The organism is Marinomonas communis, assembly GCF_004363305.1.
GTDB lineage: Bacteria > Pseudomonadota > Gammaproteobacteria > Pseudomonadales > Marinomonadaceae > Marinomonas > Marinomonas communis.
In genome coordinates this window covers 275,707-302,325 of record NZ_SNZA01000001.1, presented here as the reverse complement: position 1 = coordinate 302,325, position 26,619 = coordinate 275,707, and the positions used below count along the sequence as shown (strand labels likewise).

Here is a 26,619-nt window from a genome sequence, read left to right as displayed (position 1 = left end):
TACCGACAGAATCTGAGGTTTTCCCAATGTGTACATTGAAACAGGTTTCTTACCAGAATTTAGGCTGGGCATCAGCCGCACACTTATATCTACCTAGCGACTTTGATGAAAGTAAAACCTATCCGGCAATCGTTAGCACACACCCTATCGGAAGCTGTAAAGAACAAACATCAGGAAGCATATACGCTCGCGCACTAGCCGATGCAGGATTTATTGCACTTGCTTTCGATGCCAGCTTTCAGGGTGAAAGTGGTGGATCTCCACGTTTTATCGAAGACCCATCTATTCGCACATCAGATATCCGCTTCGCAATCGATTACTTAATGTCCTTATCCTTTGTAGATGAAAATAAAATTGGAGCTATTGGCATCTGTGGCGGTGGTGCTTATTCCATCCATGCTGCTATCACTGACCATCGTATTAAAGCGGTAGCATCGATTACTGGTGTGAATTTTGGTCGGCTACTACGAGAAGGTTTTAGTCAGTTCGACCCTGTATCGGCACTAGAAGCCATTGCCAAACAACGCACCGCTGAAGCCAAAGGCGAGCAAGCTTACATCTTGGATTATTTACCCAACTCTGTTGAAGACGCCAAAACAGCAGGGATATCAGATATCGACGTTTTAGAAGCAACGGATTACTACAAAACCCCAAGAGGCCAAAGATCAAACGGGAAAACCAGCGGTCTGTTCTCATTTAACGGAGCGGCATTGGGTTGGGATGCGTTTCTCAATGCCGAGACACTGCTTACTCAACCACTTCTAGTCGTCGTAGGAGACAAAGTGGGAGGGTTTGGAGCATACCGAGATGGCATGGAGATCTATGGACGCGCAGCCTCGAACGACAAACACATTATCGTAGCTGAGGGTATTTCTCACTACGAGCTATATGATCAACCAGAAGCTGTTAATTTAGCGCTGTCTTCAGTCATTCCATTTTTTAAAGATCGCCTTTAAAAACATCAAGCCTTATCTAGGGCGTCTCCACCTGATAAGGCTGACCCTTACATAAAATTGCCCACCCGCTTTTTTAGACAAACTGAAACGAATAACTTTCACTGATATCAAGTCACCTAGCCAAGTCATTGCAGTACAAGGGGGTGGAGTGTATGTTAGCGCCCCATGTTTAAGCTTTGAAAGAAGATAAGATGAATTCCCCCGCCGACATTTATCAGCGCTTATGTGCCTCTGAGGAATTAAAGACTGATCACGCTCAACAAGAGGCAATCACTGAGCTGAACGCCATTTACACGGCCCTAGTTAGCACTACTGAGCAATATGCTAAGCAAGGTATTTACCTGTGGGGAGACGTGGGACGCGGTAAAACGAAACTGATGGATATCTTTTATGGAGCCTTACCAAGCGGGATGGCGCAGCGAGTTCATTTTCATCACTTTATGGCGAGACTACATAGGGAACTTAACCTAACCTTTGGACAAGCCAACCCTTTGTTGACCATCGCTGATCGCTTGGCATCTGAGTATCAAGTACTGTGTTTTGATGAGTTCTTTGTCAGCGATATCGGCGATGCCATGCTGCTCGGTGGTATAGTTAGTGCATTGCTTGACCGAGGTGTCATCATCGTAGCCACTTCAAACATTGCCATTACTGGGTTGTTTCAGTCTCAGCTGCAAAAAGAGCGCTTTCAACCCACCATCGATAGAATGTCACAAGCGTTTACAAGCATTCATCTAACTGGAGATGTTGATCATCGCTTTCAGCCCCGCCCTACTCGACCTATTTACTTTACAACTGAAACAGAATTTACCGCCTACTTGAATGCCTCGATACTCTCCCCGATCGATACGATAAAAATCAATCATCGCCCGATAACAGCTCAAGGACGTAATGAAAACCAAATATGGTTCCGGTTTGAAGACCTATGTATTGGCCCACGCGCCGCTGCAGACTATATGGAACTCGCTTCCCAATTCGACGAAATCATCGTCAGTCAAATTCCGTGCTTGAGTGGTGAAGCCTTTGAACATATCAAAGCCCGCGGCACCGAAGACAGTGCACTAGGTTCAGGAAAAACGGGGGATCGTGTGGTATCTCTCGCCATTAACGACGATGCAGTGAGACGATTTATCAGCCTTGTCGACGAGTGTTACGACCAACGAGTACGCTTAATCCTTCAAGCTGAAGTCCCGCTTGAACAGCTATACCAAGCAGGCACCCTATTATTTGAGTTTCGACGCACCCAAAGCCGCCTAACTGAAATGGCCCAAATTGGATTTGGGAGACTGTAGTGCCTAGTTGATAGGCCTAGAAAATTAACGGCAAATTCTTTGAGACCAAGCAACTATGTATCAACGGGATTAAACTGTAAAACGAAAAAAGTTATGTATTTTTACAAGCTAGATGCTATATCAAAATCAATTTCTTCTCGTAACGTAGCAATCAATTCTCGTAACCCCTGCGGTACCTGTCGGTGACCCGGGTAATACAAAAACATAGGCGGCTCAAATGTACACCAGTCCGGTAGTACCAATACCAGCTCGCCGCTCTTGAGATAGGGTTTGATCAACTCTTCCAAGCAGTAAGTAATACCTGTCCCGGCGAGTGATAGCTCGATTGATAAGGCTGTTTCATTGACGCAGATGTTGCTTCTGGGATCGATAATACGTTGCTCTCCATTCCGTTCAAAATCCCATTTGAAGACTTCACCACGTCCATTTCTCAAGCGAATGCAGACGTGCTGATATAGGTCTTCTGGCGTGTCTGGCGCTGGATGCTCAAACAAATATTTAGGCGAGGCGACAGTGACCCATTTTAGCTCTGTACCGAGTTTTGCCGCCACAAAGTCCTCAGGAACGGTACCACCGAAGCGAATACCCGCATCGTACCCTTCACCTACAATATCCATCATATGGTCATCAACAGAGACTTCCAACTCAACATCTGGATACTCTGAGAGAAATCTTGGAAGATACTTTCCGAGTATTAATCTCGCACTGTCAGTCAGCACACTTAAACGAAGCTTTCCAAAAGGTCTGTCTCTGTACTGGTTTACATCATTTAGAGCTAATCCAATCTCTTTGAAGCCTATCTCTAACCTTCGCGCAAGGTTCGCTCCTGCGTCTGTCGGAGCAACGGTTCGACTCGTGCGATTCAGCAGTTTAACACCTAACCTCTGCTCTAGATTTTTTATGGAATGACTTAACGCAGAAGTCGTAATACCTAATTCATTAGCAGCTTGCGTAAAGCTTCTCAAACGCTCAACGCTACAAAAAGCATTTAGATTAGATAGATCTTTCTTTGATAGTTTCGTGCTCACAGCACCAACCGCCCCATAAAAACATTTAATTTTATTCATCTTACAATGAAAAAGACGACTAACTAAACTGCAAATCTGTTATTAAATCAACTATAGAAGATCATGGCACAAACCTATTGTTGAATTATATTCAAAGAAGCATGCATCAAAGCCGCAAGATCAAACTCACTCGAACTATTAAAGTAAAGTCATCTCAATAGTAATCTCGGGAGAACGAGTTGTTCCATTTCTACATTTTCCTTGGCTTCTTACTACTGGCATGGCGGCTAATTTATCCCCTTTCAATATCTAGTACAAAAAAATGGGGGCTTACCGTACTGCTTTTAATTATCTCTCAATACCACCTGTTACTGACTGCCATTTTTGGAAATATGTTTTCACCAGAACTTCCAAGGTGGCAGGTCATTCTTTTAGGTTGGGCGTTTTGTACCTTTGTATTAATGGTGCCTGTCACCTTAGTAAAGGACCTTATCCAAATCATGTGGAACATATCTCATAAAATGAACACTCTTCCGTTATGGCGATCCATCTCTGCGCTACTGATCGTCGTCATAGCGAGCTCCTTGTCCGCCATGGGGGTATATAACGCCCTTCAGATACCTAAGGTTAAGCAAGTAACGCTAGAGTTTGAGACGTGGCCAAAAGCATTAAATGGACTAAAAGTGGTACAGATTACTGACCTGCACATCAGTACTCTGTACCCAAAGCAATGGACACAGCAAATCGTTCAGGAAGTGAACGCACTAAATCCTGACATCATTCTTATCACTGGAGATTTCATTGACGGAACAGTCAATAACCGTTCCAAAGATATTCAACCGCTAAGTAATTTACGGTCTAAATACGGTACTTACGGGGTTTTAGGAAACCATGAGTACTACTTTGATGCAAAAGACTGGGCACATCACATTGAGTCACTAGGTATTAATATTCTGGAAAATGAACATATTGTTCTAAATGTCAACGGCGAACAACTCACTATCGCAGGCGTAACGGATGAGTCTGCTGCACAATTTGATTTGCCCCAACCCGACGTCTCGCTGGCGCTTAAAAATGCACCTCACGACAGCCCAATTATCTTACTAAAACACCAACCAATTAATGCTGAAATAGCAGGTCAAAATGGCACCGACCTGCAACTATCAGGACACACCCATGGAGGGATGATTTGGGGCTTTAATCAGATGGCTAGATATGCCAACCAAGGACTCATATCAGGCCTGTATCAGCTTTCTTCCATGTATGTCTATGTCAGCAACGGTACAGCACTGTGGAACGGCTTCCCTATCCGCTTAGGCGTACCATCGGAAATCACTGAAATAACACTTCACCAACCTGACTAAGACAAGGACATTAATATGAATCTTACAGCTATTAGAAACAATGCGGTCGCCGTTATCACAGGGGCCGCTGTAGGGATTGGTTATGCCATTGCGGAGCGTTTGGCTAAGGAAGGTATGAAGCTCGTTCTTTTTGATCGTGATCAACACAAATTGAACAATGCTAAGACTCAACTGGTACAAGCATACCCAGGCCTTGAGGTCTCTATTGTTTATGGCGATGTCACATCTCGATAGTCTTTAGCAGACCTTTTCCAAGCAGCCACCAAACTAGGTGATATTGCACTCCTAATCAACAATGCAGCCATCCTAAAAGGTGCTGGCCCTTGGCATGATCTAACTCAGTGGCGCCAAACAATGGATGTTAACTTCTGGAGCATCTTAGAGATTCAGTCGCTTTTCGTTGAGCACCTAATTACACAAAGCAAGCCTGCTGCCATAGTCAATCTTGGTTCTAAGGAGGGTATCACAACACCGCCAGGCAATGCCGCATACTCTGTCTCAAAGGCTGGTGTGAAAGTACTGACAGAACAGCTCGCCCATGAATTAAGACAACTATCAGGTAATACAATCACCGCACATCTCTTGGTGCCCGGCTATACCTTTACTCCAATGAACTTCCCTGAGATGAAAGACCAAACTCAAAAGCCAAACGCCCCATGGACTGCGGCACAAGTGGCCGATCGCCTAGTAGAAGGGTTGAACAAGCAGGATTTCTACATTTTTTGCCAAGACAATGAAGTCACTGAACAGCTTGATCATATGCGTATGCAATGGGCAGCAGATGACATGATCAAAAATCGTCCGGCTTTGTCCCGCTGGCACTCAGATTATAAAGAAGCCTTTCAACGTTACATTGAAGAAGGCTGCAAGTAATGCACTCATACCAATCTACAAACCAGCAAGAGTCAATCTATCACATCTTCCTAGTTTTTATTGCACTGGCCAGTGGTGGCTTGTTTATCGGGACGGGCGAGTTTGTTTCGATGAGTTTACTCCCAGACTTAGCGAGGGCAATGAACATTTCTGTACCAAATGCTGGTGCCTATATCAGTGCCTACGCAGTCGGAGTTGTGATAGGCGCACCGACCATTGCTATTTTAGGGGCGAGACTGCCTCGTAAAACATTGCTAATCGGTTTAATAGGGCTATTTGCAGTTGGATACGGTTTAAGCGCTAGTGCATGGAACCATAGCTCATTACTGGCTGGACGTTTTATTGGCGGCCTACCCCACGGCGCATATTATGGCGTTGCTTGCTTATTTGCAGCAGCCTTAGTTCCAAAAAATAAAAAGGCTCAAGCAGCAGGCTTTGTGATGATAGGCCTTGCTGCGGCAAACGTTGTTGGCGTGCCTATTGCCACTTGGATAGGACAACAGTTCGGCTGGCGGGCAACCTTTTGGGCATTAGGGGCAGCAGGGGTCATCACGATGGGATTGTTTGCAGTTTGCTTGCCTAACTTATCACGCACTAAAGACGCCAAGCCTCTATCCGAATTGAAAGGCCTAGCAAAACCTCTAGTGTGGCTGACCCTCGCCACGGCTGCCATTGGGTTTGGAGGGATGTTTGCGGTTTACAGTTACATCACACCCACACTGACTGAAATCACAGGGCTCAAAGCACAACATGTTCCATTGGTGCTCGCGCTTTGGGGATTAGGTATGGTCGTTGGTAATTTAGTTGGCGGAAAGATGGCCGATATTAACCTAACAAAAACTATTCTAGCAACCATGCTCTGGAACGTGATTAGCCTTGCGCTCTTTGCAGTGTATGCCCACAGCCCAATAGGTGCCCTCGCGACGCTCTTTATGATTGGATGTGGCTTTGCGCTAGTGCCGGCACTACAGGTTCGACTGATGGATGTTTCAGGTGACGCACAGACCATGGCGGCCTCGCTGAATCACAGTGCGTTCAATATCTCTAATGCTATCGGCGCGAGTTTAGGTGGGCTATCAATTGCGTATGGATTTGGTTGGTCCTCAACAGGCTGGGTAGGCAGCGCCCTCGCATTGTTTGGCATTATCCTGATGATGCTCTCACTTATTTATCAACGCAAAACAAACCAATAACACACTCAAAATCAATTGATCACCAATAACATTTAGAAGGCAATGTAGCGATCCCTAAATTGGTAATCCCAGAGTGAATTGAAAACAGTTTGGCCGTATTCGACTTTGAATTATCAAAGGCTGACATAGCAGAAATCAGTCACCTTGATCAGAATTACCGCATGGGGCCCACCCCTTTGGAACTCAATTAAACATTTATTGAATTAGACAGGCTGTCTAGTGGCGACTAAAACTGAATCGACCAGATTTTACTAGACAGTTTTTACGCTAATCATCAAACCCTTCTTCAAAATCTAGAGCACCATATCAGAGCAAAACCAAAAGTTAACACTCTAATTCCATTTTTGGCGGGATTTTGCTCGAAAAACACTGAAAGCCCCAGTGCATCTAGCATTGAGGCTATTTGATGAGGATTTTAGCTGAAAAGTTAACGGTCTAATTTAATGGAAACCAGAGAAAGTTAACGGTGCAATTAAATAGTTAACGGTTTAATTTATTGAACCCAACTCATTGCACATACTGACCCGCTGCATACCCGCTACTCCATGCCCATTGGAAGTTGTAGCCCCCAAGCCAGCCAGTGATGTCTAGCACTTCACCAATAAAGTACAAGCCTTTTACAGTGTTACATTCAAAGGTTTTAGAGCTTACTTGGTCTGTATCAATACCGCCTAAGGTGACTTCGGCTGTTCGATAGCCTTCTGTGCCATTCGGTTGGACATCGAAGTGGGTTAAGTATTGGGTAATTTCAGCTAGCTGATCGTTAGATAACTCCGCCATAGGTTTACTTAGCCATGAGAAATCTTGCTTCATCAGTTCGACAAATCGTTTTGGCAGTAAACTGGTAAGTTCGGTTTCAAGTGCCCTTTTCGGTCTATCTTGGCGTACTTGCTTGAAATGAAGCTCAGGATCGATCTCTGGCAATAAATTAAGTTGTAAGTCATCACCCGGTTGCCAGAAATTGCTTATTTGAAGAATTGCAGGGCCACTGATGCCTCGATGGGTAAAAAGCATCGGCTCTTTAAAGCTAACACCATTGGCAGTCGCTTCAATATCCACACTGACACCAGAGAGTGTGGATAACTTTTCTTTCATAGCTGGTTGAATTGTGATCGGAACCAAGCTTGCACGCCTTGGCAGTACGCTTAAACCAAACTGTTCAGCGATCTGATAACCAAAACCAGACGCACCTAAAGTAGGTATAGACAGGCCACCAGTAGCAACCACTAAGGAGTTACATTTAATGCTTCCAGCATTCGTGAGCAGCGTGAATGACTCTTCATTTTTTGTAATCTGCTGAACAGAAGTATTAAGACGGATTTCTGATCCAGACCATTCGCATTCTGTTAAAAGGATTTGTAGCAGATCTTTTGCAGAATGTTCGCAGAAAAATTGACCGGGGGCCTTTTCAACATAATCAAGCGCGTGACGATCTACCAGCTCAACGAAATCAGAAGAGGTATAACGCTTCAATGCCGAAATGCAAAAATAAGGGTTGTTCGATAAGTAGTGTTTAGGGGCAGCATCAAGGTTTGTGAAATTACAACGTCCGCCACCAGACATCAGGATTTTTTTACCGGCTTTATTTGCGTGGTCAATCACCAACACTTTACGACCACGGTAACCAGCTTGCGCTGCACAGAATAAGCCTGATGCACCTGCACCGATAATTACTACGTCAAAACTTTCCATTGATACCCCTATTTTCGAGTCGGGCATTATACCGAAAACAGCGAAATAGTCTTGCGCTAGTTCATTTGTTTACAGCAAATTGCATTCCATTTTATTTCCACAGAAAAGGTGAAAAAGACTGTGGGAATATCAATTTTTCCCTTATAAATCAGTGCAGTTTTTTAAATCAAGCACTTTTTTATATTTTATTTACATACTTCGCTCTGAATCAATAACCATCAGTGTTCAAGAAACCGTCAAGAAAAAGCTTGCATCAATTATCTGTTTTTTTATACAGTACTGTATATCGATACAGTACAGGTGAGTTTATGAACACTTTGATCCACTTCTTACGCGGTAAATCCTCTTACGTAATTTTAGCGATGATGTTGATGGCTATGTACGCTCCAGCAAAAGATCTGTTGAATTTTGCAAGTCAGAAAGTCGCTAAGGCCAATATCGAACTTGCCAGTATTTCGTACGGTGCAACCAGTCCGTGGCAACGTTCTACTGACCAAACAGGTTTTGTCAAAGCCAGTCAGTCTTTAAGCCAGCCTCAGCAAATATTTACAAAGTTCACCCTATCCAACCCAAGCAGTGAATCGGTGACTTATCGCAAAATTTGGCTTTACTTTGAACATGAGAACGGCAACAGAGAATATACAACCGATTACACTTTGTACGATCCTGCCACTCGTCAAAGGTTAATAGGTCACTCAATTGAGCTTGGCCCAAAGAGTGATATAGAAGTGTTGGCGTCCTACCGTTTCATCCCAAGCTACAAACAAAGCTCGCCAACAACGGTCTCCATCTCTTGGGAGAGCGAAGATCATTACCGCGACGCAAGTTGCTCATATAAATTACCCACAAAATCTCTTAGTCAATTCGGTGTAACCTGTGAATAACTTGCTGTAACCCCGACTAGATATGGCCACTTAATTGCTCTTACTAAGAATAAGAATTGATTGATCTAGATAAAGTTTTGACTATTGATAATCATTTTCATTTTTCCTAGAATGTTTGCACATTTTGCATAAGGAGCAATTAAGCAATGAAAAAAGTGTTGACCCCTATCGCAGCAATCGTTGCTGCCGGCATGTTGACTGCTTGTGGTACACAATCGGTTAAAACAGACAGTGTTGCCGTAACACCAGAATCAGTTGTTACGCATTACGCTGACATTGCAGAAGCCGCATACGGAGATTCGTACACCACAGCATTGACGCTACAAGATAAGATCAATGCTTTCTTAGCTCAACCTACTGAGCACAACCTTCAAGCAGCTAAAGATGCTTGGATTGCTGCCCGTGCACCTTACCAACAAACAGAAGTTTACCGCTTTGGTAACGCGATTGTTGATGATTGGGAAGGCAAAGTTAACGCTTGGCCTCTAGATGAAGGCTTGATCGACTACGTATCAGCAACATCTTACGGCTCAGAATCTGACATCAACCCTCTATACACTGCAAACGTCATCGCTAATCCAAAGCTAATGATCGGTGGTCAAGCAGTTGATGCGAGCACAATCACTCCTGAACTTATTGCTGACTACCTTCAAGAGGCTGATGGCGTTGAAGCGAACGTAGCAAGCGGCTACCACGCTATTGAGTTCCTTCTATGGGGCCAAGATCTAAATGGCACGAAACCTGGTGCGGGTGAACGTCCAGCAACAGACTTCGATGTTGAGAACTGTACTAACGGTAACTGTGACCGTCGTCGTCAATACTTAGCTGCTGCGACTGACTTGCTAGTATCGGATCTTGAGTTCATGGCAAATGCTTGGAAACAAGGCGGTGAAGCGCGTACTGCTTTGACTGATCAAACTGCTGAAGAAGGCCTAAGCACTATCCTTACAGGTATGGGTAGCCTTGCTTACGGTGAACTTGGTGGTGAGCGTACCAAACTTGGCCTAATGCTTCATGACCCAGAAGAAGAGCATGATTGTTTTTCTGATAACACGCACTGGTCTCATTACTACGATGCGAAAGGTATCGAAAACGTTTACCTAGGCGAATACAAGCGTGTTGATGGCAGCTGGGTTAAAGGTCCATCACTGTCTGCATTGATTGCTAAACAAGATCCTGCGCTAGACCTAGAGATGAAAGCGGACCTTAAGAAAACAGATGCTGCGGGTCTTGCTATGGTGGAAGCCGCTAAAAAAGGTCAAACGTTTGACGTCTTGATTGCGATGAACAACACAGCAGGTAATGCTCTAGTACAAACATTTGTTGATTCTCTAGTTGATCAGACTCGTACAACGGAAGACTTAATCCGTACTCTAGACCTACAAGATATCACTCTTGAAGGATCTGACAGTTTGGATAACCCAAGCGCAGTCTTCGAATAATCGAACAGTGTTTTACAAAGGGGGGACAGTGTCACCCCTTTTGTCGTTTGAGAAACAATGTAATGATGATCTTGTCGAGATACTATGTCGCCGCGCTAACGTTTATCAGTGTTAGTGCATTAGCCGACGGTCTTAGTGATGCTTATAAACAACCTTTTGCAAATCTGTCTGCAGAGGAAAAACAGTCGTTCTATCTTGGGGAAAGTGTATTTGAGCGCTTTTGGGTCCCCTCCCCGTCCTCTACGACGGCAAGCGATGGCTTAGGACCGCTTTTTAACGCTCGCTCTTGTCACAGTTGCCATATCAATAGTGGTCGAGGGCATGCACCAACCGCCGATCAATTGGGCAGCGAAGTTCCTTCATTTTTTATCCGCTTAGGCAGCAAGACACAACTTTCTAGTACAGGTGTCGTTGGCGACTATATTTATGGACGCCAATTCCATCCACTTAGCTCTACCAATATTCAGCCAGAGGGTGACTACCGAATCACTTGGCATGAAAAAACGGAAACATTCCCAGATGGTCATCAAGTACAAATGCGCTTTCCAAGCCTACATTGGACCTCTTTAAATTATGGCCCTATGTCAAAAGAAACCGGTGTCTCGCTGCGTGTTACGCCACCGCTTGTGGGCATGGGATTACTTGATGCAGTCGATCCGCAAACCATTCTAGAATTCGCAGATCCAGATGATGATAACAACGACGGCATCTCTGGCAAGGCTAATTGGCTTGAAGTAGAAGGCACAAAACGGCTAGGAAAATTTGGCCATAAAGCCAGTGTGACATCACTTACAGCGCAAAACCAATCCGCATTTAATGGTGATTTAGGTCTTTCTACACCGTTATTCCCAGCACCAAGTGGTGACTGTACTACTGAACAACTAGACTGCTTATCTGCACCAAACGGTAATAGCCAGCACATTGATGACTTGGAAGTTGGCGTGGAACAAAGCCGACTGTTAGATACTTATGTCGCCCTAAGCCGACCTCCTGCCATGAGGAACCTTAATGAGCCTTGGTTTAGACCCGCTAAGAAAATCTTTGATGATTTAAATTGCGGTAGTTGCCATCGCCCCAAATTAACTACAGGCTCCTCAGAATTTGCTGCGTTGGCGCATAGAGATTTTTATCCGTTTACTGATATGCTTTTGCATGACATGGGTCCTGATCTAGCCAACGAGTTTCCGGTCCTCAACGCTGCGCCTCAAGAATGGCGTACCGCGCCACTTTGGGGAATTGGTTTATCTGAAAAAGTATCTGGACGAAACGGTTTCTTACACGATGGCCGTGCACGAACGATTGAAGAAGCCATTCTTTGGCACGGTGGCGAAGCTCAAGCCAGTAAAATGGCTTACAAAAATTTAAATGCGAAACAACGCGATTTATTTATCCGATTCTTGGAGTCACTTTAATGTTATTCAGTAAAAAAGCGCTTTTTTCCGCTCTCGCAATCATTACAGCAGGCCAAGCTACCGCTGATAGCCTGGATGTCACTCTAGAACAAATCCAAAGCCAGTTTATCGTTCCTAAATACTCTCAATTTAGTCAAAGTGCTGAGGCTTTAGCAACTTCCACTCAGGCATTATGTAGCGCACCGAGTGAACAAACGCTCCTCGACGCAAAGCAGGCTTTTATCAACAATGTTGAAGATTGGCAGCAATTGCAGTGGCTTAATTTCGGACCTGTTACCTACTTCATGCGTTACTACGCATACGAATACTGGCCGGATAAAAAAGGGGTGACTCAACGACAACTACGCAGCCTCAGTGCTGATCCACAGACCATGCAGGCACCCAAGTTCTGGACCTCAGCGAGTATTGCTGTTCGTGGTATGACTGCAATTGAGTCGCTGCTATATCATGGTGATTTCAATGTTGTGGCTCGCCCAAGCGATTGTGAAGTTCTCCAAGCAGTCAGTCAGCATCATGCCAGCACAACACAAGACGTGCTTAATCAATGGCAACAAAGCAAAGCCACTGACTGGATCTTTCCTGAAGAAGGCGCCACCGCTTCTGCGGAGCACCTTGTTTTAGAACAAATGGTCCAGCAGTGGTTGGAACATATGTCAGTGGTGAAAGACGCTAAGCTTGAAGTTCCAATTGGATATAAAGAGCGCGCCAATCTAAAACTGGCAGAGTTTTATCGTAGCGAGCAATCGCTAGAGGCGATCAAAACTAATCTAAAATCCTACCGCACTCTTTATCATGTAGGTTCGCCTTCACTGTATGACGCGGCTAAGGCTCAACAGCCTGAGTTAGCACAGAGTCTCGAAAATGCTCTAGCTGACAACCTGAAGATTGCAATGCAATTACCATCGGACTACTTCACTGGGTCTTATACTCAAGAACAACGAGTTGAGATGGCAAAACCTCTAGTTAGTGCTATTTCAAATAGCCAACAAACACTCACTAACTTAGTGACTTCGATGGGGTTCCAAATCGGCTTCAATAGCCGTGATGGAGATTGATTATGAATTTGAGCCGACGTCAATTCTTAGCGTCATCATTGGCTGCGTGGACGATCCCTACTTGGGCATCGTCTCTCCCGGTGAAGTCAAACCAAGAGCTGTTCATATCTGCTTTTTCCAAAAGCAAAACAGAGCATTTTATCGGTGCTTTCTTAACGAATGGCGAGCTACTTTGGTCCATGGCGTTACCTGATAGGGCCCATGCGCCAGTCGTTCACCCCACCCATTCGGTGGTCGGTGCGGTAGCGCGTCGTCCTGGTTTCTATATCGATTTTTTCAATCCCATAACAGGTAAGTTGTTTTCTCGTATCGAGCCATTAAAAGACCATCATTTTTATGGACATGCCGTATTTACCGAAGATGGTCAAACGTTAATCACACAAGAAAACCACTACCCGACTGGCGAAGGGAAAATCGTTTTGCGCCAGTGGCCAACTGGCGATGTTCTGCATGAATATTCAAGTGGTGGAATCGGCCCTCATGAATCGGTGTTAATGAACCAGTCCACCTTAGTCATTGCGAATGGCGGCTTAAAAACTCACCCAGACAACGATCGTGATATTCTGAATTTGGATACGATGCAGCCTAATGTCACTTATTTGTCATTAAAAGATGGTTCGATACTCAACCATGTTAGCCATGCGCCAGAGCTTCATAAGTTAAGTATTCGACACTTAGACGTAAATGCTAAAGGAGAAGTAGCTCTGGGCTTCCAATACCAAGGTGAATTATGGGAGCAAGTACCATTGGTTGCGATTTCTACTAAGGAATCAAAAGACTTGGAATACTTGCCTATCCCTGAACACGTTAGAGCACGATTTAAACAATATTGTGGCAGTGTTTGTTTTGACCAATCAGGTGAAACCTTGGCTATCAGCACTCCTCGAGGAGGCTTTGTCGCATATTGGGATGTGCCATCACGAACATTTTTAAAAGTGGACAACTGCCGTGATGTATGCGGCCTGGTCGCGACAGACAAAATAAATGAGTTTGTATTGACCAGCGGCACAGGTAAGCAGTTGCTATCTGCGCCCCGTAATAGTCAAATTAGTCAAATAAATCAGTTGGTTGGGGTGCACTGGGATAACCATCTACGCCGAATTGAACTAAACATATAACTTTTTCGTAAATTGCATCAATCTCAGGATGGTCAGAGGCAGTTTTTTTAGGTAGTGTTGATAGGCTGTCTTGCACATTGTGTAAGACAGCTGCCTTAAATCTGATTGTAGTAGTTTGATGTTATTAAACTTTTTTAAACAGTATTTTGTACTTGATGACACTGACAATGATTCTCACCACTCGAGCCGCTTTCGTATCAGCGCTCTGAGAATTCTTTTATCCGTTAGTTTACTTGCCATTCTGGGCTTTACTTCCAGCAGCCTGATCGAATTTGACGCCTCTGATGAGAGTGTTTTATTTGTTTCCTTAGGCATACTTTACACTCTAATTGTTGCTCTCCTTTTAATTGTTTCTCGACGTTTCCATGAGTTTGCAGCCATTGCTTTGGCCAGTCTTATTGCTGTCACCGGTGCACTTTTTATTGGATTCTCTAATACCAATGATGGCGTCGAATTTGGTGTCATAGCACTCTATTCGTTGCCGTTGATAGTGAGGCTGTTTTACAGTTTTAAAGCTTCGTTGTGCTTTAGTATCGCCAACATTGCTACCCTTGGCATTGACTTGTATTTGGCACAAAGCCAAGACTTCAAGACTGGCAGCGGTACCCTATACATGCAGCTGATGCTATTTGCACTGCTGAACTTTGGCTTACCTCTCTCTGTGTCTAGACTGCTTAAAACACTGCAAATGAGCATAGATAGCCATAAAGAGTTAGCAGAGAACATCAATCACCAATCAGAGCTATACGAAGAAATTTTCGAACATACGGGTACACCAACACTTTTGTGTGACAAACGAGGCGTCGTACTCAAGCTAAACCAGAAAGCACTCGACCTCTTTCCAAATGTTTCTGCTGATACGATTGAAGGCACTAAAATCAACGACTGGATCGCTTCAACTTCTGACGCATCAAGCCGTTTTTTCTGGCAAAAGAATGTATCCGAATGTGTACTCAAGTCTAATTCTAAAAACTTCTTGGAAGTACATCGGTCCAGTCTGACGACACATGGCCACTACGTTCTACACTTGCAAGACATTACTCACCTTAGAGCGTTGACAGAAGAGCTTGAGACCACTCAGCAAACCAACTCACGTCTGGCGCACTTTGACTCCTTGACCCGATTACCAAATCACCAAAACTTCTGTAATCAAGTCAATCACCGCATCCGAAACGTATCAGATTATTATACTGGTGCGATGTTTATCATCCGTATTAGCCAGTTTAAATTACTAAATAAACAGTACGGTCGTGAGCAATCCAACAAAGTCATTTTAAACTTTTCTCGTACCTTACAAGCTCGCCTTTCAGATAAAACTATCTCCGGTCGCTTGCGCGGTGTGAAGTTCGCTTGTTTTATGCCAGTGGGCCAAACCTATCTAATACAGCGTAACCTCAGAACCTTGATCAAATCTGTACTGCCTGAACAAATCCGTATTGGAGAAGATATACTCAATATTGATTACCAAATTGGTGTTGCCTATTACCAAAATGAAGGTGAGACAGCAGAAGAGCTCCTAGAACGTTGTGAAATGGCATTGGAATACTCAACCTCAGCTGAGCGTATTGCATTCTTTGATCAACAACTTGAAGCGAAACTTATCCAAGAGCACAAACTTGGTTTGGCCTTGGGTGATGCCATTAAAAATAAGCAAATCCAGATTTGGCTACAGCCACAAGTTGTATCATCTGGCGAGATACGTTCATTTGAAGCCCTAGCGCGTTGGCGTTTAGACGATGGCTCATACGTATCGCCTATCGTATTCATTCGACTTGCAGAAGAATTAGGATTACTACCTAAACTTGCTGAAAACCTCTTAAAACAATTGGTGTCCGTGTTAGAAGCGTGGCATCAAGAAAGCATCAAAACCCCAATCGCATTTAACCTAGCAGGGCAAGAACTCATGAACGATGTGTTCTTTGCTCTGTTAATGTCGATGACATCAGAGCGCCCATGGCTGAGTGAAATGCTTGAGCTAGAAATCACTGAAACCAGCCCTGTTATGACCAATCCTTTGATTCATAAACGTTTACGCGCTTTATCTCAGTACGGTTACTCCATTGCAATTGACGACTTTGGTACAGGTCAAGCTTCTATGGGCCAGCTTATTGATATACCTGCAAACATTCTAAAAATTGACCGACGCTTCGTTGCACCTCTTCCGGATGACAAACGCCACCTAGATATCGTTAAATCCACCATCCAACTTGCTAGATCTCTAAATATGAGTGTCATTGCAGAAGGCATAGAAACCCGTGAACAAGCTAATTTATTAATTAGCTTGGGCTGTGATACGTTGCAAGGCTACTACTTCGGCAAGCCCTCCCCCATCTCTGATTGGACAGAGAATAACAACGAAAAAGCAAAACAACTCAGAATGGTTTACTAATAAAAAAGCTGGCTCATAAAGCCAGCTTTTTTATTACGTCGAGATTGGAATTAGAACAGTAACTTATCGAACACGGCACAATCCGTATAAGTGTATTCTGTGTTAGCGCGCAGTCTCGCAGCCTTATCAATCAATTTCTGTGAGGCTTCTTTTTGTCTAGGTGAAATGTAATCCGAGGCAACATTTTTACGCAGCGTGTCCAAATATTTTTCTAGCTTCGCAGTGCAATCGTCAGAAGTTTCGGCCATAGCAAAATTGGCACTGAAAGCAACCGTTAGTATGGAAAACCCTTTTACAATTCGGGAAGTTAAAACTCGTGTCATACATACCTCAAGACTCATCATTCATGAGGTCATTAAACCACAGATTGAATACTTAGGGCATGAACAGATCTTAAGTTTCACGCCCTATTCACTTTTCAAGCAGTCGTTCCTTTAACTGCTCAGTTGTTCCACAAAACGAATAACTTGAGATTCTTCTGTCGCCCAAGACGTTACCAAGCGCACCAAAGATTTTTTATCATCCACAGGTTGCCAGACGAAGAACTCAAATGACTGCTTAAGTGTTTCAATTAATGTATTTGGTAGAATCGCAAACACTTGGTTAGCATCCGGTTCATCCTGTAGATCGTAACCAGCCGCTTTAATGCCTTGTGCCAATTGTGCGGCCATCGCATTTGCGTGCCTTGCGATGTCAACGTATAGCAACTCATCATTAAATAAGGTTTGGAACTGCACGCCCAGCAGACGACCCTTTGCTAGCAAACCACCTTTTTGCTTAATACAGATATCAAAGCCTTCTACTAAGTCTGGGTTACTGACAACAATCGCTTCTCCTAGTAACGCTCCAACTTTAGTACCACCGATCCAAAAGACGTCACACAGTTCAGCAATATCAGCTAAGGTCATGTCATTCTTATTAGACGCCAGCGCCATCCCCATACGAGCACCGTCCATGAACAACAATAGTCCATGTTCCTTGGCGATCGCTGATAGCGCGCTAAGCTCAGCGTGAGTATAAACGGTACCCATTTCAGTGACATTGGAGATATAAATCAGCCCTGGTTTTGCCATATGTGGGAAGAAAGAGTTTTTAGCGATGGCTTCTTTCAGATTGACTGGCGTTAGCTTGCCTTCTACACCAGGGACGGTAATCAGTTTATGCCCCGTGGCCTCAATCGCACCCGCTTCATGTGACACAATATGTCCCGATTGTACGGTGATAACCGCCTCATAGGGCTTCAGCACACTGCTGATCGATACGAGATTTGCTAAGGTTCCACTAGCAACAAAATGCACACTACCGGAAAAAGACGCCCCGAGATGCTTGCGGATACGTTGCTTTGCATCCACTGAAAACACATCGTCTCCATAGGGCGTTTGTTGAATCATGTTGGACTCAACCAAAGCATTAAGAATACTTGGATGAGCGCCCTCACTGTAATCATTTAGAAAGCTGTAACGCATGTAAACTCCTATCATTACGTTTGCGTAGACAATATTTATCTACCCAAGCGTATCAGGGTAATGCATTGTTCACTTGTAAAAAACCAACAGTGATGACTTATTCATACTAATTAGATAACAAGCTTATCGGACGTAGTCAGCACCTGTGATATCGATGGTCGATCCAGTCGCGTGACGGCAGCGCCCACTGGCTAAGAAGCTCACCATGGCCGCCACATCTTCAGGTGGCGTTACTTCTCTAAGCGGTAAGTTTTTCGTCACTTCCTCTTCCCCAACACGCGCGATAAAATCCTCAGCCATATCTGTTCGTACCCAACCTGGTGCTAATGCGTAAGCCAGTACACCTTGTCCACCGTACCCACGAGCAATGCCTTTGGTTAACGCGAGCAAACCGCCTTTAGCTGCGCCGTATGCCAAGTGTTCTGCGTCATCGCCACGATGTGATGAGCGGCTAGCCATATTTATAATGATGCCTTGGCTCTGATCTTTGAACGCCAGCAACGCTAAACGACATAGATCCGCAGCCGCGACTAAATTGATTTGCAAGTTATCCCCCCACCCTGCACGCCAATGCAGTTCATCCGCTAAGGGTGATCCAATGTAAACCCCTGCATTGTTCACTAGAACATCGATTCGCTGTTGCCATGAGAACGCTTCCTGCCAAAAGCTTTGAATAGACGCACTGTCCATCAAATCCCCAGCAACAAACTTTAGCCGATCAGGATGTTGAGTCATTAGCTCTTTCAGAGCGTCTGAACAGCTGCGTCCTTGGGCAATGACTAACGCACCTTCACTTAATAGTGCTTTGGCGATACACAAACCAATGCCTCGGGTTGCACCAGTGACCAGTACCACTTTCTTTTCAACTAATTGAGTCATACCTTGCTCCTATGCAACCGCTTGCGCGCCGGTGATTTCTACTAATGAACCGCACATAAATGCCGCCTCATCTGACAATAAAAATGCCACGAGGTTAGCGATTTCCTCAGGTTTCCCAATTCGACCAAATGGCACCAAAGCATCCAAATCAGAGATGTTTTTTCCTGCGCGTTTTACTCCAGCTTCGAGCATTGGAGTATGGACCTCGCCAGGGCAAATACCATTCACACGTACATTGTGTGGTGCATAGTCTCGCGCTAGGTTTTGCGTAAAGGCAGCCACCGCAGCCTTTGTGGTGTTGTAAGCAATGTGGTTAGGAGCAGGATATAACCCCCACTGCGATGCAGTATTGACGATGGCTCCAGAACCTTGCTCAACCATATGCGGCAACGCTGCTTTGGTTAAGTAATACATAGAATGTAGATTCACATCGAAAGAAGTAAGCCAATCCTCATCCGTTAAGGACAACAGATTTCCGCGGCGGTTAATACCCGCGTTATTGGCAAGCAAGTCAACCGAACCAAAGGCCTGTAACGTCAGTTCTACTACTCGCTCACACTCTGTTTTTTGTGAAATATCAGCTGCCACCGCAATAGCTTGATGTCCTTTATCGATCAGCTCTTGTGCAACTTTTTCGGCTGTTTCAAGCTGGATATCACACACCACGATGGCTGCGCCATCTTCTGCAAGTTTTTGACAAATGGCCTGACCAATGCCTCCCGCGCCCCCCGTTACAATCGCACTTTTCCCTGAAAATCTACTGCACATAAACCACCTCTTATCAGCAATCCAAACAGACAATTAAAATGTACTTTGTGTATACATGAATTCACTTATATCACATTAAAAAAATAAAAAACGAGTATTAATCACTTCGTTAAAGCACGATTAATTTGCATAACATCATTCTAAAAATATCTTATCTATCTGTTTTTATTGAATTAAAAACCAGTTTATTGCCAGTAACTAAAGTTAGTTTTGTATTTACTTAATCTAAGTTTATTAAAAAAAAATGACGAGCCATAAAAATTTATTGACCGATCTTTTTCTTGTATGCAAAGTGTATATTAGCTTTCGAGAACTGGTTACGAGAAAGCAAATACGGCAATAACACTTCTAACAAAACGTAGAGAAAGGAACCAAAACATGAACAAGCAATTTGGCATTTCCCTCAAGAAGACCTTTGCAGCAGGCATGTTGTTAGCAACAACTATGGTGTCAGGCTTATCTCAAGCTGCTGATTCCGAGCCACTTTGGCAAGACGCACAAGATCGCGGCAGCCTTCGTTGTGGCGCAGCCGTTGCGCCGCCATATGTCATCCGTGATCCTAAAACTGGTGAATACAGCGGTATCTATGTGGACCTATGTCGTGAATTTGCAGAACAACACTTAGGTGTTAAAGCAGAGTTTATGGATACAACATGGGATAACATCATTGCAGGCCTACAAGCAGGAAAATGGGATATCTCACTCGCATTGAACCGTAAGCCAAAGCGCGCCATGGCGGTTGCTTTCTCTATTTCGCCAATGTACGGCGAAGTATCATTCGTCTTTAACAAAGACAACAGCAAACTTCCTGAAGACTCCAGCAAACTGGCAGACTTCGATAAGAAAGGTATTACCTTAGCAGTGATGTCAGGAACCGTTCAGGATCAAGCTGTTACCGATGTGATCAAAAACGCAAAAATCCTACGTCTTCCAGCTAACGATGAAACACGTCTAGCACTGATGTCTCGTCGTGCAGATGTACTTGTCGACATGGCTGATACCAACCGAATTTTTGCAGCGACCAATAAAGACTGGTCAGAAACCGTTTACCCAGAACCAGCTCTATTGAAACAAGGTATTGCCAACGGTCTACGTAAAAACGTGGCGTGGTCAGATATCGAAGCGTTCAACATTTTCCTAGAAGAAAAAATTGCCAAAGGCGACATCGTACGCATGACTGAGTTCTACACAGAACAGTCCATCGCAAACGCTAAGAAGTAACGTCAAATAACAATTAGGCAAGCTCTAGATGGAGCTTGCCCTTCTATAGAGGAACGCCCCATGCAAACAACAACTCAAGACACCCCAGCTTTTATTAAGGTCCGAGGTTTAAAGAAAAGTTACAGCGAAACTATACAGGTGTTGAAAGGCCTGGATTTGGACATGTATCCTGGTGACCGCATCGTCGTCATCGGCCCCAGTGGCGGTGGTAAAAGTACCCTACTGCGCTGCGTAATGGGACTTGAAAACATCGATGAAGGAACGATCGAAGTGGACGGCAAGCCGTATATTAAAGGGCAAGGCCGCACAGAAAAAAATGCCATTGATCACACCATTCAAAAGCAAGTGGGCATGGTATTTCAGCACTACACGTTGTTTCCACACCTCACTATTTTGCAAAACCTGACCCTTGCACCAGTGAAATCCCGTGGTATCCCACGTTCTCAGGCCGAAGAAAAAGCTCGCGGTCTACTTAAACGCCTAGGGCTAGCAGACAAAGCGGACGCGCAACCTAGTCAACTATCGGGCGGCCAAAAACAACGTGTTGCCATTGCTCGTGCGTTGATGCTTTCCCCAGAATTGATGTTGTTTGATGAAGTCACTTCAGCGCTTGATCCAGAATTGGTCAACGAGGTCGAGTCTGTGATGATGCAGTTAGCCGATCAGCACATGCCGATGATGATTGTGACCCATGATATGTGGTTCGCCAAAAACATCGCCACACGTGTGGTGTTCTGTGCCGGCGGTGTCGTTGTGGAAGACGGTACACCTGAACAGATCTTCAGTAACCCTAAAGAACAACGTACCCGTGACTTCCTTGAGAAAATCCTGCACACGGAGAACGCGGCATGAGTTATGACATTGATTTTTTCTATACCTTAAAAGGCATAGATACATTGATGGAGGGTTTGCTAGTCACCTTACAACTCAGCCTTACCTCCATCGTGATCGGCGTCTCATTGGGTTTTGTTGTGGCTTTGATGGTAATGAGTCCAAGCAAATTGCTGAGCTGGCCAGCCACCAGCTTCATTGAGATCTTTCGCTGCACTCCAGCATTGATACAGATTGTATGGATTTTCTACTGTGTCCCCATGCTTTTTAACGTGTTCTTAGATCCGATTGTAATGGGCGTTTTAGCACTGTCTTTAAACCTAATTGCTTTCAATGCAGAAGCGTATCGTGCCGCAATTCAGGCTATCCCTAAGGCGCAATTGGATGCATCCGTGGCGCTTGGTCTGAACAAAATTCAAACCAATGTCTACGTGGTTCTGCCTCAGGCCATTCGTTTGGCACTGCCGGTATTGGTCACTAATGGCATCAGTATTTTTCAACAAAGCGCCTTGGTGGCAATCGTTGCCATCGAAGACTTAATGTACATGGGCAAAATGCTTTCCACGGAAACCTATCGCCCGATTGAAACCTTTACTGTGGTTGCTCTGATTTACTTTGCCATTGCATTGCCTGCGATGTACATCAGCAGTCAACTCGAAAAACGTCTAAAAGTGGCTTAAGGAGTTCCCATGTCGTACAACGTTAATTTCCTATTTCTTTTGGACTACTGGGATGCCTTGTTAGAAGGATTAATGACAACCCTTGGCATTACTGGGCTTTGTCTGATCTTAGGTTTGGGTCTGGGTTTTGTCGTCGCTCTGCTTCGTTTATCCAGCAATCCCGTTGTGAAAGCCGTGACCACACTTTATGTAGAGTTCTTTCGTGGCACACCGGTACTGATACAGTTGTTCTGGATCTTCTTCTGCTTGCCATTAATCTTAGGCTTTGAGATCAGCAACTTTGTTTCAGCGGTCATCGCCCTCACCTTATACATGGGCGCCATCGTATCCGAGACCTTTCGCTCCTCGCTTCGTGCCATCGAGAAGGATCAAATGGATGCCTGTGTCGCACTAGGTATTGGTGGCTTTACCAAAATCTTCTACGTCATTTTGCCTCAGGCCATCCTTCGCGCAATCCCTACCTTGCTCTCTAACTCAGTGAGCCTGTTCAAGGAAAGTGCTTTGGTCTCTGCTGTCGGTATGTCTGACCTAATGTACATCGGTCAAAACATCTCCAGCGTGACCTTTAAACCGGTTGAAATGCTCACTGCTGTGGCCGTGATCTATTTCCTAATCGCCTTCCCGCTCACTCGCTCAGTGAGTTGGGTAGAACGAAAACTGATTCATAAAATTGCGCTTTAGCCCCGTTTGCGAGTAATACGTATATGAACACCACGCATTTAGAAACTTCAATCAAACCAAGCGTTGCCGTCATTGGTGGCGGCATTATTGGGGTAACTTCGGCGATCAACCTGCTAAAAAGAGGATTCGACGTCACTCTGATTGAAAAAGAAGCCATTGCCGCCGGAGCCTCCACGGGCAACTGTGGACTGATGGCTGTTGGTGAGATCGTGCCCATTTCGAAACCAGGAGTGTTATCTCAGGTGCCAGGATGGCTCACAGATCCGACCAGGCCGATTAGCGTTCGACCGCTCCATGCGATCACCATGACTAGCTGGTTCATGCAATTTTTAAAAGCGGGACGTCCTGAAAATGTTCAACACATTGCCAAGGGCTTAACGCAGTTGTCTGCCGCTGCAGCGCAAGCGTATCAACCGCTGTTGAAATCAGCTGGGATTGAAGACCTACTACAACCCTATGAAGTGCTGTATCTCTTCGACGAGCAAAAGGAAATCGCTGAAGGGCAATATGATTGGGACTTACGTTTAAAGTACGGCTTTAACAGTGAGTTTTTGGATCATAAAGCACTACACGATTTAGAGCCTGAAATCAGCCAAGACATTGCTTGCGCCATGCTAATGAAAGGCTGGGACTACTTTGCTGATCCAGCACGCTTAACCAAAGACCTCGCTCGCCATTTCGTGGAGCAAGGTGGGCGTATCCGCATTGATAAAGTAGCTCAGTTTGATAAACAACCTAACCACGTGACTGACCTGACACTTGAGAGCGGTGATGTATTGAGTGCTGATTATTACGTCATCGCTGCGGGAGCTTGGACGCCATTACTGTCTAACAAACTGGGCGATTATATTCCGCTAGAAGCCATGGCGGGTTACAACACCACGATTGCTAAGCCGAATGTGCAAATCAAACATCCCCTGCTTCACCACCATGGAGGCTTTGTCATCACACCGATGGAAATGGGCATTCGTGTCGGCGGTACATTAGAGTTGGGAGGCTTAAACAGCAAACCTAACTTCAAACGCGCCCAAGCCATTGTTGAGAAAGCACAGAAAATCCTGCCAAACCTCCAAAATGAAGACGCAAAAGAATGGGTTGGCTATCGACCAATGATGCCAGACACCTTACCCGTGATTGACCGTTCACCGCGTTTTAATAATGTCATTTATGCTTGTGGTCACGGACAGCTAGGTATTACCTATGGTGCTATTTCTGGTGAGTTAGTCGCAGATATGATAACCAGTGAAGCCTCCATGCAAATGGACATGTCTTTTTATCGTGCGGACCGTTTTTAGGAAGCCTTATGAATACGTCTAAGTATATTCAAGTCGTTAATGCACACTGTGAAGGAGAAAACGGCAGCGTGGTCGTGGGTGGCGTGTTGCAGATCCCTGGCGCCACCATGCAGGAGAAATTCGACTACCTCAACAATGAAGGCCGTGACCTACAAAGGTTCTTATGCTTTGAGCCAAGAGGCGTACCCCATGGATCAGTGAATATTGTCACAGCACCAACCCGTCCGGACGCTGACGCAGGCTTTGTCATTCTGCAACCTGACGGTGCACACCCAATGTCAGGCTCTAATGCGATTTGTGTCACCACTGTATTACTTGAAACAGGCATGGTTCCAATGACCGAGCCAGAGACAATTGTTCGATTGGATACCGCGGCGGGATTAGTCACAGCAACGGCACGCTGCGAGGGTGGTAAGTGTATCGACGTCACCTTGTCTATGGTGCCATCTTTTGTAGAAGCGCTAGACGTTGAGATCCCGTACATGGATCAAACGATCAAAGCGGATATTGCTTTTGGTGGTGATTATTACGGTATCGTCGATGTGCAGCAGCTAGGTATGGAAATCGCGCCGCAAAATGCACATCTTTTGTTTGATATCGGCGTAGATTTGGTCACTCGCTTGAACCAACAATATTCTGTACAGCACCCAATGTATGCTTCGTTAAATAAAATCTCTTATGTGATGTTCCGCAACATAGATGGTGCATTGGTACAAACCTGTACCACGCTAAAACCTGGCCGTTGTGATCGCTCTCCTTGCGGCACAGGAAGCTCTGCAAACCTCGCCACTATGTACGCTCGCAACCTCGTGGAAGTTGGAGACTCACTGACCTCACAGTCCATCATTGGTAGTCAATTTGGTGTGCTGCTAGAGGATACCACGACGATTGCAGACAAAACGGCAGTCTTGCCAAAGGTAACTGGTCGCGCTTGGATCTATGGCACACAGCAGTTAATGGTCGATCCAACCGATCCTTTTAAACAGGGCTTTACGCTTTCGGACACTTGGGGACGTTTTATCAACGAAATAACTCAAGCTTAGTTTCTGTCATTGGCAGGACCCAATTCTGGGCCTGTCTTTTTTTGACGCCAAAATCATTGCATACACAATGTATTCAGTGTGGATTTTTAAAATAGAACATTATGTTCGCAATTATGCTTAATCAATAGGAGCAGTTATGAAACTTAAAGGTATTCTTCCAGCACTTATCACGCCATTTGATAAAGATGAAAACATCGACTTCGATGCGTTAGCAAAAGTGATCGAAAAGCAACTTGCAGACGGCGTTCATGGCTTCGCTGTATTAGGAACATCTGGTGAATACTACGCCATGAGCCATGCGGAACGCGCACAAGTGCTTAAGTTTGTTAAAGAGCAAGTAAATGGTCGTGTGCCACTTATCGCTGGTACAAACGCGCCTTCTACTCGTGAAGTCATCGAGCTGACCAAAGCAGCGAAAGAAATCGGTTATGACACAGTACTCTTGTCAGCGCCTTTCTACGCTTTGCCTTCAAACGAAGAGCTAATCGAGCATTTCAACAAAGTGCTGGCAGCAGTCGATGTTGAGCTTGTGCTTTACAACTACCCAATCCGCTCTGGCGTGGATGTGGGCTTAGAAATCATGGAAGCCTTCCAAGACAACGATCGTGTTATTGCGATCAAAGAAAGCAGCGGCAACCTGCTTCGTGCACTGGACATCAACAACAAGTTCAAAGGCAAAATCGACCTGTCTTGTGGCAGTGATGACCAGGCGTTGGACTTCTTCCTATGGGGCGCGACTAGCTGGATTTGTGGTCCTGCAAACTTCCTTGCACCACAAGTCGTACGTTTCTACAACGCGTTTGAAGCTGGCGACATTCTAGAAGCGAAACGCATTATCGAAGGTCTGTTCCCGGTAATGGCTTGTCTAGAAGAATCTAAATTCATCCAAAAACTGAAGTACGGCGCTGAACTAGCAGGCGTACCGGGTGGTGAGTGTCGCGCACCACTGCTACCGCTAACAGAGGACGAAAAAGCTGCAATGCGTGCTGCTTACGAGTTGGCACAAGCAGTATAACGACGCTTGGAGGGTGCTCCCCCACCCTCCAAACTGATCCACTTTCGAGTAAAAGGAACACCT

Annotated in this window: 23 protein-coding genes and 1 pseudogene; 18 read left to right on the top strand and 6 right to left on the bottom strand. The window is 44.9% G+C overall.

Annotation, left to right across the window (positions count from 1 at the left end; all coding sequences use genetic code 11):
* The first annotated feature begins 26 nt into the window (after positions 1-26).
* Together C8D85_RS01460 and zapE are read left to right on the top strand one after the other, a co-directional pair.
* Positions 27-956 carry an alpha/beta hydrolase gene (locus tag C8D85_RS01460; protein WP_133559584.1) on the top strand — a complete coding sequence of 310 codons (930 nt, stop codon included), beginning with the start codon at positions 27-29 and terminating at the stop codon, positions 954-956.
* Between the two features lie 191 nt (positions 957-1,147).
* Complete coding sequence (zapE, locus tag C8D85_RS01455; RefSeq protein ID WP_133559583.1) at positions 1,148-2,248, top strand: cell division protein ZapE; 1,101 nt, start codon at positions 1,148-1,150, stop codon at positions 2,246-2,248.
* 101 nt (positions 2,249-2,349) lie between these two features.
* On the opposite strand, the gene C8D85_RS01450 is transcribed toward zapE, so the two are convergent.
* Positions 2,350-3,276, bottom strand: a complete 927-nt coding sequence (locus C8D85_RS01450) for a LysR family transcriptional regulator (RefSeq protein WP_211342113.1) — start codon at positions 3,274-3,276, stop codon at positions 2,350-2,352.
* A 479-nt stretch (positions 3,277-3,755) separates the two neighbouring features.
* On the opposite strand from C8D85_RS01450, the gene C8D85_RS01445 reads away from it, so the two are divergent.
* From C8D85_RS01445 to C8D85_RS01435, 3 genes and pseudogenes are all read left to right on the top strand, one after another.
* The gene (locus C8D85_RS01445) at positions 3,756-4,619 is read left to right on the top strand and encodes a metallophosphoesterase (RefSeq protein ID WP_211342112.1); all 864 of its coding nucleotides are present in this window, start codon (positions 3,756-3,758) and stop codon (positions 4,617-4,619) included.
* Positions 4,620-4,634: 15 nt separating this feature from the next.
* Positions 4,635-5,492 (top strand): annotated as a pseudogene (locus C8D85_RS01440) (SDR family NAD(P)-dependent oxidoreductase).
* Complete coding sequence (locus tag C8D85_RS01435) at positions 5,492-6,685, top strand: MFS transporter (RefSeq protein ID WP_133559580.1); 1,194 nt, start codon at positions 5,492-5,494, stop codon at positions 6,683-6,685. The pseudogene C8D85_RS01440 and the gene C8D85_RS01435 overlap by 1 nt, the downstream one beginning before the upstream one ends.
* 507 nt (positions 6,686-7,192) lie before the next feature.
* Here C8D85_RS01435 and C8D85_RS01430 read toward each other — a convergent pair.
* The gene (locus C8D85_RS01430; protein WP_133559579.1) at positions 7,193-8,377 is read right to left on the bottom strand and encodes a BaiN/RdsA family NAD(P)/FAD-dependent oxidoreductase; all 1,185 of its coding nucleotides are present in this window, start codon (positions 8,375-8,377) and stop codon (positions 7,193-7,195) included.
* A 308-nt stretch (positions 8,378-8,685) separates the two neighbouring features.
* Between C8D85_RS01430 and C8D85_RS01425 the strand changes: the two genes are divergently transcribed.
* From C8D85_RS01425 to C8D85_RS01400, 6 genes are all read left to right on the top strand, one after another.
* Positions 8,686-9,261: a hypothetical protein gene (locus tag C8D85_RS01425; protein ID WP_133559578.1), complete on the top strand. Its 576-nt coding sequence runs from the start codon at positions 8,686-8,688 to the stop codon at positions 9,259-9,261.
* A 146-nt stretch (positions 9,262-9,407) separates the two neighbouring features.
* Positions 9,408-10,703, top strand: a complete 1,296-nt coding sequence (locus tag C8D85_RS01420; RefSeq protein WP_133559577.1) for an imelysin family protein — start codon at positions 9,408-9,410, stop codon at positions 10,701-10,703.
* 62 nt (positions 10,704-10,765) lie between these two features.
* Positions 10,766-12,115 (top strand): di-heme oxidoreductase family protein, encoded by a 1,350-nt coding sequence (locus tag C8D85_RS01415; RefSeq protein WP_133559576.1) that lies wholly within the window; start codon positions 10,766-10,768, stop codon positions 12,113-12,115.
* Positions 12,115-13,170 (top strand): imelysin family protein, encoded by a 1,056-nt coding sequence (locus C8D85_RS01410; protein ID WP_133559575.1) that lies wholly within the window; start codon positions 12,115-12,117, stop codon positions 13,168-13,170. The genes C8D85_RS01415 and C8D85_RS01410 overlap by 1 nt, the downstream gene beginning before the upstream one ends.
* 2 nt (positions 13,171-13,172) lie before the next feature.
* On the top strand, positions 13,173-14,288 hold the full coding sequence (locus tag C8D85_RS01405; RefSeq protein WP_133559574.1) for a DUF1513 domain-containing protein: 1,116 nt from the start codon (positions 13,173-13,175) through the stop codon (positions 14,286-14,288).
* A 118-nt stretch (positions 14,289-14,406) separates the two neighbouring features.
* The gene (locus tag C8D85_RS01400; RefSeq protein ID WP_133559573.1) at positions 14,407-16,677 is read left to right on the top strand and encodes an EAL domain-containing protein; all 2,271 of its coding nucleotides are present in this window, start codon (positions 14,407-14,409) and stop codon (positions 16,675-16,677) included.
* A 50-nt stretch (positions 16,678-16,727) separates the two neighbouring features.
* Here C8D85_RS01400 and C8D85_RS01395 read toward each other — a convergent pair whose 3' ends face one another.
* From C8D85_RS01395 to C8D85_RS01380, 4 genes are all read right to left on the bottom strand, one after another.
* Complete coding sequence (locus C8D85_RS01395) at positions 16,728-17,000, bottom strand: hypothetical protein (protein ID WP_133559572.1); 273 nt, start codon at positions 16,998-17,000, stop codon at positions 16,728-16,730.
* Positions 17,001-17,111: 111 nt separating this feature from the next.
* Positions 17,112-18,143 (bottom strand): threonine aldolase family protein, encoded by a 1,032-nt coding sequence (locus C8D85_RS01390; protein WP_133559571.1) that lies wholly within the window; start codon positions 18,141-18,143, stop codon positions 17,112-17,114.
* A 123-nt stretch (positions 18,144-18,266) separates the two neighbouring features.
* On the bottom strand, positions 18,267-19,022 hold the full coding sequence (locus C8D85_RS01385) for an SDR family NAD(P)-dependent oxidoreductase (protein ID WP_133559570.1): 756 nt from the start codon (positions 19,020-19,022) through the stop codon (positions 18,267-18,269).
* A gap of 9 nt (positions 19,023-19,031) precedes the next feature.
* The gene (locus C8D85_RS01380; protein WP_133559569.1) at positions 19,032-19,790 is read right to left on the bottom strand and encodes an SDR family NAD(P)-dependent oxidoreductase; all 759 of its coding nucleotides are present in this window, start codon (positions 19,788-19,790) and stop codon (positions 19,032-19,034) included.
* Between the two features lie 378 nt (positions 19,791-20,168).
* Here C8D85_RS01380 and C8D85_RS01375 point away from each other — a divergent pair, with 378 nt between their 5' ends.
* From C8D85_RS01375 to dapA, 7 genes are all read left to right on the top strand, one after another.
* Positions 20,169-21,011 (top strand): substrate-binding periplasmic protein, encoded by an 843-nt coding sequence (locus tag C8D85_RS01375; protein ID WP_162847515.1) that lies wholly within the window; start codon positions 20,169-20,171, stop codon positions 21,009-21,011.
* A gap of 60 nt (positions 21,012-21,071) precedes the next feature.
* Positions 21,072-21,863 (top strand): amino acid ABC transporter ATP-binding protein, encoded by a 792-nt coding sequence (locus tag C8D85_RS01370; RefSeq protein ID WP_133559568.1) that lies wholly within the window; start codon positions 21,072-21,074, stop codon positions 21,861-21,863.
* On the top strand, positions 21,860-22,522 hold the full coding sequence (locus C8D85_RS01365) for an amino acid ABC transporter permease (protein WP_133559567.1): 663 nt from the start codon (positions 21,860-21,862) through the stop codon (positions 22,520-22,522). Before C8D85_RS01370 ends, C8D85_RS01365 begins: the two co-directional genes overlap by 4 nt.
* Positions 22,523-22,531: 9 nt before the next feature.
* Complete coding sequence (locus C8D85_RS01360; protein ID WP_133559566.1) at positions 22,532-23,203, top strand: amino acid ABC transporter permease; 672 nt, start codon at positions 22,532-22,534, stop codon at positions 23,201-23,203.
* Between the two features lie 23 nt (positions 23,204-23,226).
* Positions 23,227-24,498 (top strand): NAD(P)/FAD-dependent oxidoreductase, encoded by a 1,272-nt coding sequence (locus C8D85_RS01355; protein ID WP_133559565.1) that lies wholly within the window; start codon positions 23,227-23,229, stop codon positions 24,496-24,498.
* A gap of 8 nt (positions 24,499-24,506) precedes the next feature.
* Entirely contained in the window at positions 24,507-25,541 is a 1,035-nt protein-coding gene (locus C8D85_RS01350) for a proline racemase family protein (RefSeq protein ID WP_133559564.1), read from the top strand.
* A 136-nt stretch (positions 25,542-25,677) separates the two neighbouring features.
* Entirely contained in the window at positions 25,678-26,556 is an 879-nt protein-coding gene (gene dapA / locus C8D85_RS01345) for a 4-hydroxy-tetrahydrodipicolinate synthase (RefSeq protein WP_133559563.1), read from the top strand.
* Positions 26,557-26,619 lie beyond the last annotated feature (63 nt).